This window comes from Campylobacter concisus (genome assembly GCF_002165775.1).
GTDB lineage: Bacteria > Campylobacterota > Campylobacteria > Campylobacterales > Campylobacteraceae > Campylobacter_A > Campylobacter_A concisus_E.
Genome location: NZ_NDYP01000002.1, coordinates 159,505 through 177,106 on the forward strand (window position 1 = coordinate 159,505; position 17,602 = coordinate 177,106).

The following is a 17,602-nucleotide window of genomic DNA, read 5'->3' on the forward strand; positions in this document are numbered from 1 at the left end:
CGGGTAAAAATCTAAACATCACTAAAACGATTATAGGTTTAGTGTTTGTTTTGGGAAGTATTTTTTTAGTCGAAAACTTGGCAGTTTTTTATTTTAAATTTAATAATGCTTCTGCTGAAAATGGTTTTAATCTTCGAAAGAAAGTTGATTATTTGACATATCAATATGTTGATTATTTCAAAAATGTCAGCAAATATGATGTCACAAATTTTCAATCTTACATTAACGATAGTGCTATGGGTGATGTTCTTTTATTAAAGGATGATAATAAAAATGGATACAAGGTCGTAGCGTCTTCAGATAAAAGAATAATAAATCAAGAATTTAACGACAAAAGCTGTGGAAACATCTTTGCTCATAATTTCCAAAAAGATTATTTTTGGGCAAAAATTTTGCCAGAAAATGCTGCTAAAGTTTGTATGTTTGTGCCAGTTGGAGAGTATATATTAGGCTTTAAAGGAAAGGTCGATCAGCGTATTACTGGCACGCATGATGAGTACTTTTTTGAGTGGCTTTTAAATAATATGACTTTAACATTCATCTTAAGCTTCGTTGGCGCAATAGTTGCTTTGTCTACTTGTATATGGTATGCGGTTAAATATATAAAAGAAAAAAATAACTATAACGCATTAAAAACAGATACTAAAAAACAGATAGAAGAGCTTGGAGAAAAGCTTTATATCGATCCAATGACTGGACTTTTAAATAAAACAGCATTGGTGCGTGATATTAATAGCTATGAAAATCCTAAAGTAGTGCTTATAGATATTGACGATTTTGGCAAGATGAATGACTTTTACGGTAAATTTGCATGTGATCAGATTTTGGTCAAAATGGCTGATTTGATCAGTGAATTTGCCAAAGATGAGAATATGAAGGCTTACTGTATAGAAGCAGATAGGTTTGCTCTAGTAGAAGATAGTGATAGCTTTATCGATAGATATGAAGATATGGTTGAAGATTTGATAGAAATTTTTAAAGGTCGTATGCTAAGTATAGTCGATGAAGATGGTAGGGAGATAGAAGGTATCGAGATACATAGTACAATAGGCTTTGCTCTTGATAGTGACCAAACACTAAGAAAAGCAACAATAGCGTTAAAAACGGCGAAAGAGCAAGATAAAGACTATGTTTGCTATTTTAAAGGACTAAATCAAAAAGAGGAATACGCAACTCAAATAGAACGCTCTAAACTGATACAATACGCCACTATAAACAACAATATTGTCCCTTATTTTCAGCCGATAGTTAATGACCAAAAGGTACCTGTAAAATACGAATGTTTGATAAGACTTTTAGATAGAGGCGACGTTATATCACCAAATGTCTTTTTGGATATCTCAAAGCGTATTAAGCGTTATGCTGATCTTGAGAAACAACTCATTAAAAAGTGTTTTAAGCAGCTTGTAGAGGATAAGAATTTAGTACTTTCTATAAATTTAAGCAGTAGAGATATGATCGATGGTGATGTTAGCTCACTTGTTTTAAATTTATTAAATAAGCACAATGTTGCTGGTAGAGTAGTATTTGAGATCGTTGAAGATGAAGAGCTTAAAAATTTAGAGAGAGTTTCAAATTTTATCGAGCGTGTAAAAAGCATGGGTGCAAAGATTGCTATTGATGATTTTGGCTCAGGATATTCAAATTTTTCTTACATCATAAAGATCAAGCCTGACTACGTGAAGATCGATGGTTCTATTATAAAAGATATAGACATAAATAAAGATTCACACTCTATCGCAAGTGCGATCGTGGCATTTGCAAAAGACCTTGGTATAAAAACTATTGCTGAATATGTGCATTCAAAAGAGATATTTGAAATCTGTAAAGAGATCGGTGTAGATGAGTTCCAGGGCTTTTACTTTGGTGCACCAGAGCGCGCTGGCTCATAAGGCACTTAGTGGTAATTAGCTTTTTAAAAGAGCTTTTAAGCTTTCGCTCTATCACGCCTAATGATGCTGGAAGCTTAGAATTTATCGCTAAATTTTTGCCTGACTTTGAGGCGAAATTTATAGAAAAAAATGGCACCAAAAATCTCATACTTTCTAAAATTTATGGAGACGGCGAGCATCTAGCTTTTGCTGGACACGTTGATGTCGTGCCTCCAGGAGATGGCTGGGATAGCGAGCCATTTAGCCCACTTGAAAAAGATGGCTACATCTACGCAAGAGGCGCACAGGATATGAAAAGTGGTGTGGCTGCCTTTGTTTGTGCTGCTAAAGATGCGAAATTTGATGGGAAGCTAAGCCTCATATTAACAAGTGACGAAGAGGGCGATGGCACATATGGTACGCCTTTAGCACTTGAATATTTACGCGAAATAAATGATTTGCCAAAATTTTGCGTAGTAGCTGAGCCAACTTGCGATAAAGAATTTGGCGATAGCATAAAAGTTGGCAGACGTGGCTCAATAAATGGCAAGATCGTGATAAAGGGCGTTCAAGGGCACGTGGCGTATCCTGAAAAGTGCATAAATCCGGTAAATTTGATAGCTCCACTTTTAAGCAAGATTGCAAATCACGATATGGACGCTGGGAGCGAGTTTTTTAGTCCAAGCAAGATCGTGGTAACGGATATTAGAGGCGGCATGCAAGTTTGCAACGTCACTCCAAGTGAGCTTAGCATAATGTTTAATGTGAGAAACTCAAATTTAACCGACGTAAATGACGTTGAGAGCTATCTTAGAGAGGTCTTAAAAGGGCTTGATTACGAGCTTAGTATAAAGCAAAGCTCAAAGAGATTTTTAACAAACAAAGATAGCAAAATCGTAAAAAATTTAATAGCTTCTGTCAAAAAGATCACCGGAGTCACGCCGGTTCTAAATACAAAGGGCGGCACGAGCGATGCAAGGCACTTTGCTGAATTTGGTGCAGATGCGATAGAATTTGGCGTCATAAACGACCGCATACATGCCAAAAACGAGCGAGTTAGTACCTACGAAGTAAATAAACTTTATGAAATTTTTAAAGATCTCATAGAAAATTTCAAAGAATAATATTCACAAATTTTCACTACACTAAAAACAAAAATACGAACCTTTTTCTAAGACAGCTTTTTAGCTGGTTGTGCTAAATTTTCTATTGTAATTTTTAAAAATAAAATTTGCAAAGGTTTACTATGAATAGCTCAAAAGTAGATATTGAAGAAAGACTAGAAAAAATACTAAAACGCGAAGTTGGCACATGCATTGTTTTAGACGGTGAATGGGGCGTAGGGAAAACAACTTTTTGGAAAAATTTTTCTGATACAAAATTTAATGAAAAATCTGTTTATGTCTCCTTGTTTGGCAAGGAAAGTATCCAAGAAATAAAGCAAGAGATAAGTTTAAAATTTTATAGAAAGAATAAAATTGTATCAAGGATATCAGAAAAATTTATTCCTACAGGTATTTTTAGTTTCTTTACAAAAAGATTTGCCGACAATAAAATTGCAGAATTTAGTTTAATTATGCTCGACTCCTTGTATACAGATAAGTACAAAGATGCAATAATCTGCTTTGATGACTTTGAAAGAATGTCTAATAAGATAAATTTAAAAGATGTTTTAGGATTGATTTCCGAATATAAAGAGCAGCAAAATTGTCATATAGTTATGATTTTAAATCGCTCAAAGATGACGGCTCTTGCTAATGAAGCACAAAAAGCAGATGATGAAAATTTAGAAGATAAAGAGCTCAAAAAAACTAGCCAAATAAAAGAGAATAAAACAGAACTAGAAAAAATTTTATCAGAATACAAAGATAAAATCATGGACTACGAATTTTATTACGATCCAACTCCACAGGAATCTTTTAGTGTCATATCAGACAAACTAGAGGAAGTTTACCGAGATGCGGCATTGCGGTATTTCGCAAAGCACGCCATAAATAATATTAGAGTGATGAGGCGAGCTATAAATGCTTTAAATGATTATTATCAATTTATAGAGAAGATGTTGCAAAATGATGGATTAATAAAAGAGGAGGTCATAAATCATATCATAGGAGTGTCAGTTGTAAATGCCATTGGTCTGTCTTCTAAGCTTGATGGATTTTTGTTTCGCAAAGATAAGAGCCAGACAGAGCTAAGAGATATGTTTGTTTTACTTATTGGTCATGAATTTGGTTATGAAATGTCACAAAATTCTCGCCGATTAATTAAAAATATATTTTCTTATGTAAAAAGGTCTATTGTAGATTATGAAGATCTTGAACAAATTATAAAGGATATAGTTAAGAAATATAATAATAAAACTATAAGAGAAAATATAAGAAGTGAATATTTTAATGGTGTATATAATCTGCAATATAAGAATTCTTACTTTGTAAATAATTTATTTGATTTATTGAAAAAAAATAAAGAAAACATATTAGACATCGTAGAGATTGGTTCGTTTTTATTGTATATAGAAAAATTGGAAGATTTTGATAAAAAGCATAAAAAAGAATATCGTAAATTTGCCTTCGAAGTATTATTAGAATATTTAAAATATATATTTGATAGCGAAAAATATGAAGATCCTGACATATGGATCATTATTGATAAAATGATAGAATTTGATCAGAAATTTAAAGATTTATATGATGAGTTTATGTATAAAAAAGAACTTTTTAAAATATCTACTGCAGAAGGTATAATAGAAAATGTTTTTAAAGGCAAGAGTCGAGTTAAAAAAGAATCTTTGACAAAAATACCAGAAGAAAAATTAGAAGAATATTGTTGTAAAAATAATGATTTTGTATATAACGCAACAAAATTTATACGCTCTAATAGATATCCAGAAGCTGAAGATTTTAAAGGTAAAATTCAAAAAATATTTCAAAAGATATCAAAAAATGGAAATGAAAGCCAAAAACTACAAATGACTTTATTACTTGAGTTCTTAGAAAAAGAAAAGGGTAAGCCAAGCATGGAGTTACTTTAACTCACCCCAGTTTTTGGCGATATTTAGCGATGTTTTAAGTGGTACATTTAGTGTGTAAATTTCCTCCATTGTCTTTTGTGTCGCTTCGCCAAATTCTTGTGCAAATTCGTCTTTTACTTCAAATATCAGCTCATCGTGGATTTGAAGCAACATTCTCGCGTTTCCATCTAAATTTGCTCTAACTTTTACCATCGCCATCTTGACTAGATCTGCTGCAGAGCCTTGAAAGACTGTATTTACCGCCTCACGCTCAAACATGGCTATTTGCATAGGTGTGGCACTTTTAAAGTCAAAGTAGCGCCTTCTGCCAAGTAGTGTCTGCACAAAGCCGTCGTTTTTAGCTGAAATTTTTATCCCCTCTAAAAACTCTTTAATCGTCTCAAACGCCTTAAAATAGCGCTCTATATACTCTTTTGCCTCGGCTCTTGTGATATTTACTTGATTTGCCAGCTTGCTTGAGCCCATGCCATAAATGAGGCCAAAATTTATACTCTTTGCCACGGCTCTATTTTGCCCGTCACTGCTACCAAATATGCTAATAGCCGTCCTTGCGTGGATGTCCTCGTCATTTTTAAATGCTTCAAGAAGTGCTGGATCACGGCTGAAGTGAGCTAGCAGCCTAAGCTCGATCTGGCTGTAGTCAAGCCCCACAAAGCTATAGCCCTCGCGCGCCTCAAAGCACTCTCTGACGTCCTTTGCGAGGCTACCACGAGCTGGGATATTTTGTAAATTTGGATTTTTACTTGAAAGCCTGCCAGTGCTTGTGCCAGTTTGCAAAAAGCTCGTGTAAATTCGTGAGCCCTCATCCTTTTTCGCAAGCGCTAAAAGTGGCTCGCAGTAGGTGCTTTGCAGTTTATATAGCTCTCTGTAAGCTAAAATTTTTTCTATCACCGGATGAGCGTCCGTAAGCTCAGCTAGCACGCTCTCATCGGTGCTATATCCTGTTTTTGTCTTCTTTTTGGTAGGGAGTTTTAGGTGTTCAAAAAGTATGACGCCAAGCTGTTTTACTGAGTTTATGTTGAAATTTTCGCCGCTTAGCTCGTAAATTTCGTTTGTTAATGCCTTTAGTTTGGTGTCGTTTTCGAGGATTAGTTTTTGCATTTTGGCTTCGTTTATCTTGATGCCGTTTTGCTCCATGTCAAAGAGTGTGAGGATAAAAGGAAACTCGTGTGTATCGGCAAGGGCTAGTAAATTTTTATCAAGCGTGTTTAAAAAAGTTTTATAAAATTTAAGCGTTATCCAAGCGTCCTCACTCGCGTATTTGGCGGCATTTTCTAGCGGTACATCGCCAAAAGTCTGCCCCTTTTTGACCACATCTTCAAATTTAATCGTGTCGTAGTCATAAAGCCTCTTTGCCAGCGCGTCCATGCCGACACTTGAGTTTGGATCGCTAAGCCAAGCAAGTATCATCGTATCTTTAAAATTTGCTGGGGGATTTAGACCAAGATTGTTTTTCACGATCTCAAAGTCATATTTTAAATTTTGTCCGATCACGCAACCTTTGTAAATTTGCCCTACCGCCCAAGTGGTAAATTTTAGGTCTATTTGCTTTGGCGCGCCTAGGTAGTTGTGAGCCACTGGCACGTAGTAGGCGTCCTCGTCGTTAAAGCAAAAGCTAAATCCAACGATCTTTGCGTTCCTGCTATCAATGCCTGTGGTCTCGGTGTCAAAGGCGACGATGGTCTCTGGCGTGATGCCTGATAAGAGCTTTTCAATGCTAGCCTCATCAAGGAGTAAATTTGCTCTAAAGCCAAGTTTAAATTCAGCATTTTCCTCTTTTTGCAAGCTCTTAAGAAGTCTGTTTAGGTCGTACTCTTTTAAAATTTCTGAGATATTTATTAAAGGATTTTGCTCTGGAAATTTAGAGTGTTCAAGATCAAATGAGCTAACTGCGTCATCAAATAAAGTGGCTAGCTTTTTGCTCAAAAATGCTTCGTCTTTTGCAGCTGCTAGCATATTTTTAGTGCGCTCGTTTCTAAGAAGGGCTAAATTTTCATAAATTCCCTCTAAGCTGCCATACTCTGCCAAAAGCTTCTTGGCCCCCACTGCGCCGATGCCTTTGACGCCTGGGATGTTGTCCGAGCTATCGCCTGCGATCGCTAGAAAGTCCCTTACTTGTGCCGGATAAACTCCATACTTTTCAAAGCAGCTTGCACTATCATGATCGATCTTGCTTTGCGGGCTGTAGATACTCACTTTGCCGTCCTCTATGAGCTGGTAAAGGTCTTTATCGTGGGTGACTATTCGCACAAATATATCTTTGTCTTTACAAAATTTAACCGCACTTGCGATGATATCATCGGCCTCATAGCCCTCGCGGCTAAGGCTGTAAAGTCCCATTTTTTCTATCATATCTATACAAACTGGAAGTTGCTCTTTTAGCTGAGCCGGTGGCTCGTTTCTATTTGCTTTATAATCACCTAAAATTTCGTGACGTAAGGTCTTACCTTTGCTATCAAGTGCGAAGATGAGATAGTCGCTTTGGTATTCATCCTTGAGGCTTGCTATAAAATTTGCAAAGCCACTTATCATACCGCTTGGCTTGCCTTCGCGGTTTTTAAGTCCGCTCATGGCGTAGTAGAGCCTAAAAAAGAAACCAAAAGTGTCAATAATCGTAAGTGTTTTCATTTTTATCCTTTGTGTAATTTTATGAAATTTAGGCAAAAAATAGGCTGATTTATAAAAATTTTTGATATTATGGCGGACATTGCAAATAAAAAATCACAAAAACAAAAAGCTTTGAGGTCATGAAAAAAATAGTTTTTTTACGTATCAATCCAAATGCAGTCGGTGGTGCCGAACGCTATTTAAGAAGGCTTACTAAAGCCCTAAAAGACGTAGGTATAGACACATCTATACGCTCATATCTAGGAGAGGCTAGGATCTCGTCATGGAAAAAGGCTTTGAGATTTAACTCACAGGTAAAACGCCAGAAACAAAGCAATGAGGTATATTTTAGCTTGGAGCGAGTGAGCTGCGCAGATATTTATAGAGCAGGGGACGGTGTGCATAAAATTTATCGTGCCACAAAGCCATTTTGGTGGGTTAATCCTCTAAATTTTGTCTATCCATATCTAGAAAAACGTTGCTTTAAAAATTCTAAAAAGATAATCGCAAATTCAAACTACATAAAAGAGCAAATTATTTCAGCTTACGGTGTCGATGAGTCAAAAATCGTTACCATTTACAACGGTATAAATTTGCCACAAAAAGTAGAAAAAGGAGAAGCAAAACTTAGCGTATGTGAAGAATTTGGACTCGATTACAATTTACCAATTGTGCTTTTTGTCGGAAATGGCTTTAAAAGAAAAGGAGCAAAAGACTTTTTACTTCTTGTCTCAAAGCTAAAAACGCCAGTAAATGCACTAATAGTAGGCAAAGATAAAAATTTAAATTCATATAAGAAGCTAGCAAAAAAGCTAAAAATAAAGGCATTTTTTACAGGTGAGCAAAAAATGACTGCAAAATTTTATGAAGCAAGCGATATTTTTATATTTCCAACACACTATGAGCCATTTTCAAATGTCGTTTTAGAGGCACTTAGCTTTAAAAATATTGTCTTTACAACGGCTCAAAATGGGGCAGCTGAAATTTTAGAAAATCGTTTTGTTATGCGTGAACCAAATGATGAAAGTATACTGGAGCTAGTGGAGCAGGTGCTTAATGATAATGACATGATGAGAGAGCTGCAAGAGAAGTCATTTTTACTTTCGCAAAAATTTAGTATAGAAGAAAATGCAAGCAAAACTCTTGAAATCATAAACGAAGTGCTAAATTTGGAGCAAAAGTGAGAGTTTTTATAGAGCTTCCAACTTGGCTTGGAGATGCTGTGATGGCGAGCGGGGCGATAGAAAATTTAAGCAAAAATGCTAAAAATATTGTATTTTTTGGCTCTTATGTGGCCTGTGAGCTTTACAAATCACATCCAAAGTGCGAAAAAGTAGTCATTGACGATAGTAAAAAGCAAAACTCAAGATATCTAAGTCTTATAAAAACAGCTCACAAGCTTGGAAAATTTGATATTGCTATTAGTTTTAGAAGCTCATTTGCTAGTAAATTTTTGCTTTTTTTTCTAAAAGCAACGCAAAAATTTTGCTTTAAAAAGAGTAGCGAGAGCTTGCATCAGGTGCAGAAATATCTAAATTTCATAAAGCAAAGCCTAAATTTAAAAGAAATTTCAAACGAACTAAAAATTTATTATGAAGCTAAAAAAAGCGAGCAAAAGCTCCTCGTGCTAAATCCAGGTGCTAGCTACGGAAGCGCCAAAAGGTGGTATCCGCACTATTTTGCAGAGGTTGCACTGCATTTTAAAAATGAATTTGATGTAAAGATCACTGGCTCAAAAGCCGAGCTTGAGATCTGCAATGAAATCGAGCAAATACTCTTACGAAATGGTATGAAATGTGAAAATTTGGCTGGAAAAACAAGCATAAAAGAGCTTTGTGAGGTTATAGGTTCTATAAAAAATGGCATCTTTTTGACAAACGATAGTGGTCCTATGCATATCGCAGCTGCCTATAAAGTGCCGCTTGTGGCTCTTTTTGGACCGACTAAATTTAAAGAGACTAGCCCATGGCAAGATGAGAGTGCAAAGATAGTGCATTTAAATTTAGAGTGTATGCCATGTATGAAGCGGGTGTGCCCTATAAAAACACATGCCTGTATGAAGGAGCTTACGCCAAAAATGGTTATTGCTGAAATAGAGCTACTAAGAAAAAAATTAAATTTTTGAAATTCTAAACATAATTAAATATATACATACATAATTAAAAATTTTAGTTTTTATTTGATCGCATTTTTACCAAGCATTTGACATTGGTTATCAATATAGCTATAACCACGCAAAAATTTTTACTAAGAAGGTATTATGGAGCTAATTAAACATCACATTGATCATGTAATTATTGCAATTTTGGCATTATGAGTTTTTTTGTACTTTGGTATACGATTGAGCGTATCATTTTTTATTCGCGCGTTGATATAAAAGGCTATAAAAGTATAGAATCGCTTGAAGAAGCACTAACCAAAAATTTAACCGTGCTTTACATTATCTACTCAAATGCACCATATGTAGGACTTCTTGGTACAGTTGCTGGCATTATGATCACATTTTATGATATGGGTATGGTAGGCGGAATCGATACTAAAAGCATAATGGTCGGACTCTCTCTTGCGCTAAAGGCAACTGCTTTTGGACTACTTGTGGCGATACCAACTTTGATGATTTACAATGGTTTTGTCAGAAAAGTAGATGTAATGCTAAATAGATACAAGGCTGAAAATGCGTCTAAATAAAAAAGATGGGTTAAATATTGTCCCATTTATTGATATTATGCTTGTTTTACTCGCCATCGTGCTTAGTATTTCGACTTTTATTGCTCAAGGCAAGATAGCTATTGATCTTCCAAGTGCAAACAGTGCCGAGCAAAGTAAAGAAGACGATAAAAAGGTAAGCGTAGTAATTGATAAGGATAATAAATTTTTTATAGATGATGTAGAAATTTCTGAGAACGAACTCAAAGATAAGCTAAATGCGGTTGATATAAAGACATTGATCGAACTAAAAAGCGATAAAAATTCGAAATTTGATAGCTTTGTCAAAGTAATTGATATATTAAAAGAGAAGGGCCACGAAATTTTGCAATCCAAACAATCTCTGAATAAAATTTCAAATTACAGCGGCTTAGCTGTTTCGCTTGTAGTGCATGGAGCAGCAGTATATTTTTTGCTTTCACATAATTTTGATGAGATAAAAATAGGTGAGCAAAAACCGATAAAAATAGCTCTTAATTCATTTACTCCAGTGCCACAAGTCTCAGCACCTCAAATAGCGGAGCAAATGCTTATACCAGAGCCACCAAAACCTGAGCCAAAGCCGGAACCAAAACCTGAACCTAAAAAGGTGGAGAAACCAAAGCGTGAAATAAAAAAGGTAGAGCCTAAAAAAGAGAAAAAAATAGAGCCCAAGCCTGAACCGGTAATTGCTCAGCCAGTGCAGCCTATTGTACCGCCAGCTAGTGTAAATACAAATTTGCCAGCCAATAACAAGTCTATCGCTGCAGCTCCAGTTCAAAATGTAACACCTGAGCTAAATTTATCAAATTCGCAAGGTGATGAAGATTTTACGAAGGTTATAATCGCAGTTAAGAGGCATAAGAGTTACCCAAATAATGCTAGACGTATGAAACATCAAGGAGTTGTAGAAGTTAGGTTTTTACTTAAGCAAGACGGCAGCATAGATGAACTTAAAGTTAGTAAAAGCTCTGGTTTTGAGTCGCTTGATAATGGTGCTTTAGAAAATATTCAAAGAGCAAGTTCTGAGTTTCCAAAGCCTAAACAAGATCGTTATCTGCGCTTTCCTATTTCATATACATTAAAATAAATTACAAGCTTATTTAAGCTCGTAATTTATTAGAATTTCTTTTATATTTCAAGTCAAAATAGAAAAACATAACTTATTTTATTTAAAAAAGTGTGTATTTTAAACTTGCTTTAAATATTAAACATGTATAATCTGACTTTCTTTAACGGGTGGTTGGATAGCTCAGTCGGTAGAGCAGCAGACTGAAAATCTGCGTGTCGGCAGTTCGATTCTGCCTCTAACCACCATTAACCTTTCCTTAAACATCAATCATTTTTCTCTTGGTTTTATTAAATTTCGTATTTACAAGGCTTTTATGCTATTTTTCTAGGTTATTTATAAAATTTAAATAAATTTTTATTATTAATAAATTTAGAATATAACAATGCTATTTTCATTTTATATATTCTAAGACAAATAAAATCTTCAAGATCAAATAAAAATTTGTAAGAGATAATCTTATAAAAATTTATTCTAAATAAGCTTTTTTAATCAAAACATTATGTTTATATCAAGTTGTCCTTAAAATATAAGTTTAATCTAAATTCATAAGAGATATAATCTTGATTAAATTTATATTAACTTAGGAGGTTTCATGGATTTTCTCATGAATTTAAGTGAAGGCATGCAGTTTGCTATCCAGCTTCTCATCGTCCTTATCTGTTTGTTCTACGGAGCTAAAAAAGGCGGTATCGCACTTGGTATGCTAGGCGGTATCGGTCTTATAGTTCTTGTTTTTGGATTTAATATCGAGCCTGGTAAGCCAGCAATTGATGTTATGCTAACTATCCTTGCTGTTGTTGTGGCAAGTGCTACGCTTCAAGCTAGTGGTGGTCTTGATGTTATGCTTCAAATAGCAGAAACTATACTTAGAAAAAATCCAAAATATGTAAGTATCTTGGCTCCTTTTGTAACATGTACGCTTACTATTTTATGCGGTACTGGACACGTTGTTTATACTGTGCTTCCTATCGTTTATGATATTGCTATCAAAAATGGTATCCGCCCAGAGCGACCAATGGCAGCAAGCTCAATAGCTTCACAAATGGGCATCATAGCAAGTCCAGTTTCAGTTGCTGTTGTAACTCTTACAAGCTTTCTTATTAATGCTAAAACTCACCTAGCTGGCTTTGATGGGTATTTAGATCTTTTAAAGATTACAATTCCATCAACATTTTGTGGCGTTTTGGTGGTAGGAATTTTTAGCTGGTTTAGAGGCAAAGATCTTGATAAAGACGAAGTATTTCAAGCAAAGCTTCAAGATCCTGAGTTTAAAAAATATGTTTATGGCGATAGTGCGACACTTTTAGGCAAAAAGCTTCCTGGCTATCAATGGGCTGCAATGTGGATATTTTTAGGCTCTATTCTTGTAGTTGCGCTTCTTGGATATTTTAAAGATCTTCGTCCAAGCTGGACCACTTACAAAGATGCAACAGTCGTTCAAGTAATAGCCAACCTCCCGACTGAACAAAAAGTCTTAAAAACCTTAAAAATAAAAGATGCTAGCATCCAAACAGAGGCGGCTGAGCTAAAAGTAGCAAACGATAAGCTAAATGCTAACCAAAAAGCTCAATCAGTCAAAATCATCGGCAAAGATGCAAATCAAACTCTTACTCGCACAGCTGATGGTGCAGTAACATATATAAATGAAAAAGGCGCAAAAGAAGAATTTCAAGGTGCTTACATTAATATAAGCAACAAACAAGCATCTTCAAAGAGCTTAAGCATGGTTCATGTCATCCAAATTTTCATGCTTTTAACTGGCGCTATCATTTTAATCTTTACACCAACAGATGCTAGTAAGATCGGTAAAAACGAGATATTTAGATCAGGTATGATCGCTCTTGTTGCAGTATTTGGTATCTCTTGGATGGCTGAGACTATGTTTGCAGTGCATACTCCGATGATGAAAGAGGCGCTAGGAAGCATCGTAAAAGAGCACCCTTGGACTTATGCGGTTATGCTCTTGATTATCTCAAAATTTGTAAATTCTCAAGCTGCAGCCTTGGTTGCATTTGTGCCATTAGCTTTAAATATCGATGTTAATCCTGCTATCATTCTAGCCTTTGCACCAGCTTGCTACGGATACTACATCCTACCAACATATCCAAGCGACCTTGCAGCTATTCAGTTTGATAGAAGCGGTACGACACATATTGGTAAATTTGTTATCAATCATAGCTTTATCATTCCGGGTCTTATTGGCGTTATATCCTCTTGTATATTTGGCTATATTTTTGCAACTGCTTTTGGATATCTATAATAGATAAATTCTCTTGCTGCTAGTAATTTCTAGTGGCAAGAGTAGAATTTATCAAAGCTTATCTTTAAATTTTTGTTTATTGCTCATATAAACGAAGCTTAGCACCTCAGCTACGGCTCTAAAAAGATGTGCTGGTATCGTATCATCGACTTCACAAATTTTATAAAGCTCTCTTGCGAGTGGTGGATTTTCATAAATTTGCACACCATTTTCAACGGCTATTTTTTTTATTTGCAGTGCTAAAAAATCAACACCTTTTGCAAGTATTATCGGCGCCTCGTCACGACTTTTATCATATCTTATCGCCACGGCGTAGTGAGTAGGGTTTGTGATGACTACGTCAGCTTGTGGGATATTTTGCATCATTCGACGCTTGGCTGCACGCATTTGGGCTTGACGAATTCTGCCTTTTACCTGCGGATCTCCTTCCATTTGCTTATACTCATCTTTTATCTCTTGCTTGCTCATACGAAGGTCTTTAAAGTATTGAAAACGCACGATAAGAAGGTCAATAAGTCCGATCACAAAAAGGATAAAAAGCATGACGCTAACAAGAATGATGAGCTTTTCTTTTAGCCAAGCAAGCTGATCAAACATAGAAAAAAAGAGCGTGTGTGGCAGCTCCTTTATAAACTGCAAGAAAAAATAAAATCCAACTCCAAAGACGATGCTAACTTTTAGCACGATTTTGATGCTATCTATCACTTTTTTCATCGAGAATAAATTTTTTAGCCCTTTTAGCGGGTTTATCTTGCCAAAATTTGGCATTATAGGCTTTGTAGTAAAGATAAATCCAAACTGCATTACATTTGCGATGACACCAGCGATTGCCACACAGATACAAACTGGAAGTATCATAAGAAGCGACCTTGCAAAGGTATTTACGACAATCATTTTTACAGTTGGCAAGGTAAGTGGCTGACCGATAAATTTTGAGTAGTAGATATAAAGTGAGATGATCTGTTCTTTCATAAAATTTAGCATCGCAAGTAGTATGCCAATAGCAATAACTAGGGTCACGAAGCCTGATAGGTCTTGACTTTTGGGAACGTTGCCGTCATTACGGGAGTCTTCTATCTTTTTGGAGGTGGGTTCTTCAGTTTTTTCTTGGTCTTCGCCTGCCATCTTTTTCCTAGGGTTGCTTAAATTTGGGCGATTATAGCCAAAATGCGGTTAAAATATCCGCTAAATTTAACTTTTTGTGAGCCAAAAAACTAAGCCATTTTAGGCGTTTTTGGCTAAAATTAGCAAAAATAAGGAGACGCAAAATGTCATTTTTAGAAGGCTTATTTAACATTTTCAAAGCCAAAAAACCACCAAAAAGCGATGAAGAGCTACTTTTAGACGAGTACGCAAGCATTTACGCCGAGATAAAAGAGAAAAATTTAAACGATTACGACTTTTTATTTAAGCTCATACGCTCGCTATCTTTTTCAAGAGCTAGGCGTTACGATTTTTGCCTTGAAAAGTGCCTAGCTGATGGCGACGACGAGGCATTAAATAATCTCATTTTTCAATACGCTAAGCTAAATTTACTCCCAGGATGCAGCGGTGGATATGATCAGTGCGAGAAGCTGATCCCTGCATTTTTTGCTATCGCTTGTGGTGATACAGATAGTATGGCAAGGATCTTTCCAAAAGGCCTGCCACCCAGCAAAAACGGCTATAAATTTCTATGCGTCATGCACGATCTGCTCACGGCGATGCTTTGGCAAGATGAAAATTTACTCACCCCTGCTCTAGAAAAGGCTCGCACCTTTGCAGAGTCTAAAAAACCAGCAAACGAAAGAGAAGCGGTTAAATTTGTGCTAGCCTTGCATGAAAAAGATACGGCTGCCATGAGCGAGCATTTGCAGAAATTTTGCTCCACTTTTGGCAGGACAGATGCGCCCAAATTTGAAAAACGACTTTACATTTTTGCACACGGACTTCATGCTTTGGCACGCTACTTTTTACCGCTTGAACTCTTTAAAGAGATAAAGCTACCAAAAAATGAAAATTTCAGTAAATTTTACGCACAAAGGCTCTTTCAAAATGAAATTCCTAAGCCAAAACTTTATTTTGTTTTTCCGCCTGAGCTTGAACTGATAAATGTGATCTTAAGCGCACCAGTAGCCAAAACACTGATATATCAGCCACATTTGCCAAGTGACAAAACATTTTTATTAGATCATACATCTATGATAAGAAATTTAGCTGACGAGATCATAAGATCAGGGGCATTAAAGTAGAATTTATAAACTTTTGGCTAATATTCACACCTTACAACCAACAAAGCTCCATAAATCTTTTGCAAAAAAGTGCTTTTTGGTCTTACCAAATTTTAGAAAGGTAGAGTATGTCAAAATACGCTATATTTAAGCATGGCGGCAAGCAATATCGTGTTAGCGAGGGTGAGTACCTTAAGCTAGATCACTTTAGTGCTGAAGCTAAATCAACCGTTGAGATTACAGAAGTTTTAGCTGTAAATGACGGCGAAGTAAAGGTAGGTGCGCCATTTGTTAAGGGTGCAAAAGTTGTTCTTGAGGTCGTTAATGAAGGCAAAGACAAAAAAGTAGTTATCTACAAAAAACGCAGACGTAAAGACTCAAAACTAAAACGCGGCTTTAGAAGACAATTTACACGTGTAAAAGTCGTAAGTATTGCAGCTTAAGGAGATAAGATATGGCACACAAAAAAGGTCAGGGTTCAACCCAAAATAACCGTGATAGTATCGGACGCCGATTAGGTGTTAAAAAATTTGGTGGTGAGTTCGTTCGTGCTGGAAACATAATCATCCGCCAAAGAGGAACAGCAACTCACGCTGGAAATAACGTAGGTCTTGGCAAAGATCACACTATTTTTGCATTAGTCGATGGCTTTGTAAAATTTGAAAGACTTGATAAAAACAGAAAAAAAGTATCTGTTTATCCAGCTGCATAATACCAGGGGCAATCGCCCCTTTTTCTTTTAAATCCACTCAAAAATTTAATTTATCTTTTCTAATTCTTTGATTATTTTTCTAGCTCTATTTTTCCAAGTATTTTCGCTCATATTCTCATAAGCATTTTTTGAAATTTTATTTAGCTCATCATTACTTAACGTCTTTATATAGTTAAATTTTTCTTCTAGACTTTTTTTATCTCCTGCTTCGTACAAAAAACCATTTTTGCCATCTTTTACTATCTCGGCAACTGGTGGAAAATTTGGAGCTAAGACAACGTTTGAGTTTGCCATATACTCAAAAAGCTTTAGCGGAGTGCTATAAAGAGAATAAGCACTTTTTACACTAGGTATTATCAAAATTGTATTGTTTTTAATGAGACTTTTTACAACTTCTTTTTGAGGTAACATCCCTTTAAAACATACCAGACATTCGATCTTTCTTTCTTTAAGAGTATTTTTTAAATTTATAAAACTATTTCCACTATTCTTACCATACAGCTCGAGTTTTATCCTGGTTTTTAAAGCAAAATCCAGCATCAGATCAAGACCTTTCCATAACAAGAATGAGCCATAATAGTTTATACTTGAAAAATCAAAATCTTTTTTCTTAAAAACATAATCTTGTTTGCAACCATTATAGACAACTGCCGAATTTGTTATTTGTAAGTCAAAAAATTTTCTAAGTTCATTTAATGTGCTGATATTGTGCGAAAAGATAAAATCAGCATCTTTTAGTATCTCTTTTTCCATATTATAAAGTGCTTTGTTGCCCAAGGTAAAACACTCATGCACTTCAAATACAACCTTTTGATTGGATATTTTATTTTCTAGTAAAAATTTAGCTATCTTTAAATGTCTCGTATAAAATATTGCGTCTTTATTTGAATAGTTATTTATTATCTTTTTTAGAAAAAAATTAAAAATTTTATTACTTTTTAAAAATAGAATCCTTTTTCTTACAAACAATATGTCATTAGCTTTTAGCTTTAAAGCGAATTTCTCATTTACCTCATTTAAATTTAAAGGAGACTGCGGTAAGACCAGTTTAGCATCGCACATATTACTAAGCTCAAAAAATGTATTTAGTATTGCTATCTCTCTTGCATTACCTTGCGGAATTTGTTCTGGATATATGTAAAATAGTTTCATGA

13 protein-coding genes, 1 tRNA gene and 1 pseudogene are annotated in these 17,602 nt (G+C 35.3%); 12 read left to right on the forward strand and 3 right to left on the reverse strand.

From position 1 onward, the window contains the following. Nucleotides 1-77: 77 nt before the first annotated feature. The 3 genes from B9N66_RS01795 to B9N66_RS01805 all read left to right on the forward strand — a co-directional run bounded on the left by B9N66_RS01795 (nucleotide 78) and on the right by B9N66_RS01805 (nucleotide 4,902). Nucleotides 78-1,892, forward strand: a complete 1,815-nt coding sequence (locus B9N66_RS01795) for an EAL domain-containing protein (protein WP_257639749.1) — start codon at nucleotides 78-80, stop codon at nucleotides 1,890-1,892. 8 nt (nucleotides 1,893-1,900) lie between these two features. Then, nucleotides 1,901-2,995 (forward strand): succinyl-diaminopimelate desuccinylase, encoded by a 1,095-nt coding sequence (dapE, locus tag B9N66_RS01800; protein ID WP_087579643.1) that lies wholly within the window; start codon nucleotides 1,901-1,903, stop codon nucleotides 2,993-2,995. Between the two features lie 122 nt (nucleotides 2,996-3,117). Beyond that, nucleotides 3,118-4,902, forward strand: a complete 1,785-nt coding sequence (locus tag B9N66_RS01805; RefSeq protein WP_087579644.1) for a P-loop NTPase fold protein — start codon at nucleotides 3,118-3,120, stop codon at nucleotides 4,900-4,902. Here the strand turns inward: B9N66_RS01805 and polA are convergent. Beyond that, nucleotides 4,894-7,530: a DNA polymerase I gene (gene polA, locus B9N66_RS01810; RefSeq protein ID WP_087579645.1), complete on the reverse strand. Its 2,637-nt coding sequence runs from the start codon at nucleotides 7,528-7,530 to the stop codon at nucleotides 4,894-4,896. The two genes, B9N66_RS01805 and polA, sit on opposite strands and share 9 nt — an antisense overlap. A 119-nt stretch (nucleotides 7,531-7,649) precedes the next feature. On the opposite strand from polA, the gene B9N66_RS01815 reads away from it, so the two are divergent. From B9N66_RS01815 to B9N66_RS01840, 6 genes and pseudogenes are all read left to right on the forward strand, one after another. Beyond that, a complete protein-coding gene (locus B9N66_RS01815) occupies nucleotides 7,650-8,693 on the forward strand; it encodes a glycosyltransferase family 4 protein (protein WP_087579646.1) in 1,044 nt (347 codons plus the stop codon). Next, on the forward strand, nucleotides 8,690-9,634 hold the full coding sequence (gene waaF / locus B9N66_RS01820) for a lipopolysaccharide heptosyltransferase II (RefSeq protein ID WP_087579647.1): 945 nt from the start codon (nucleotides 8,690-8,692) through the stop codon (nucleotides 9,632-9,634). The genes B9N66_RS01815 and waaF overlap by 4 nt, the downstream gene beginning before the upstream one ends. Before the next feature lie 135 nt (nucleotides 9,635-9,769). Next, nucleotides 9,770-10,197: pseudogene (exbB, locus tag B9N66_RS01825) on the forward strand (TonB-system energizer ExbB). After that, nucleotides 10,184-11,284, forward strand: a complete 1,101-nt coding sequence (exbD, locus tag B9N66_RS01830) for a TonB system transport protein ExbD (RefSeq protein WP_087579648.1) — start codon at nucleotides 10,184-10,186, stop codon at nucleotides 11,282-11,284. The pseudogene exbB and the gene exbD overlap by 14 nt, the downstream one beginning before the upstream one ends. A gap of 151 nt (nucleotides 11,285-11,435) precedes the next feature. Beyond that, nucleotides 11,436-11,511: transfer RNA gene (locus B9N66_RS01835), tRNA-Phe, on the forward strand. 347 nt (nucleotides 11,512-11,858) lie between these two features. Next, complete coding sequence (locus tag B9N66_RS01840; protein ID WP_054196208.1) at nucleotides 11,859-13,526, forward strand: anaerobic C4-dicarboxylate transporter; 1,668 nt, start codon at nucleotides 11,859-11,861, stop codon at nucleotides 13,524-13,526. Nucleotides 13,527-13,577: 51 nt separating this feature from the next. Here the strand turns inward: B9N66_RS01840 and flhB are convergent, their stop codons facing one another. Beyond that, on the reverse strand, nucleotides 13,578-14,651 hold the full coding sequence (flhB, locus tag B9N66_RS01845) for a flagellar biosynthesis protein FlhB (protein WP_087579649.1): 1,074 nt from the start codon (nucleotides 14,649-14,651) through the stop codon (nucleotides 13,578-13,580). A 143-nt stretch (nucleotides 14,652-14,794) separates the two neighbouring features. Between flhB and B9N66_RS01850 the strand changes: the two genes are divergently transcribed. From B9N66_RS01850 to rpmA, 3 genes are all read left to right on the forward strand, one after another. Further along, a complete protein-coding gene (locus tag B9N66_RS01850; RefSeq protein ID WP_087579650.1) occupies nucleotides 14,795-15,757 on the forward strand; it encodes a hypothetical protein in 963 nt (320 codons plus the stop codon). A gap of 107 nt (nucleotides 15,758-15,864) precedes the next feature. Next, nucleotides 15,865-16,179: a 50S ribosomal protein L21 gene (gene rplU, locus B9N66_RS01855; RefSeq protein ID WP_021090648.1), complete on the forward strand. Its 315-nt coding sequence runs from the start codon at nucleotides 15,865-15,867 to the stop codon at nucleotides 16,177-16,179. Nucleotides 16,180-16,190: 11 nt separating this feature from the next. After that, nucleotides 16,191-16,448, forward strand: a complete 258-nt coding sequence (gene rpmA, locus B9N66_RS01860) for a 50S ribosomal protein L27 (RefSeq protein ID WP_002942569.1) — start codon at nucleotides 16,191-16,193, stop codon at nucleotides 16,446-16,448. A 45-nt stretch (nucleotides 16,449-16,493) separates the two neighbouring features. Here the strand turns inward: rpmA and B9N66_RS01865 are convergent, their stop codons facing one another. After that, nucleotides 16,494-17,600, reverse strand: coding sequence for a glycosyltransferase (locus B9N66_RS01865; protein WP_087579651.1), 1,107 nt, complete (start codon nucleotides 17,598-17,600; stop codon nucleotides 16,494-16,496). Between the last annotated feature and the right edge of the window lie 2 nt (nucleotides 17,601-17,602).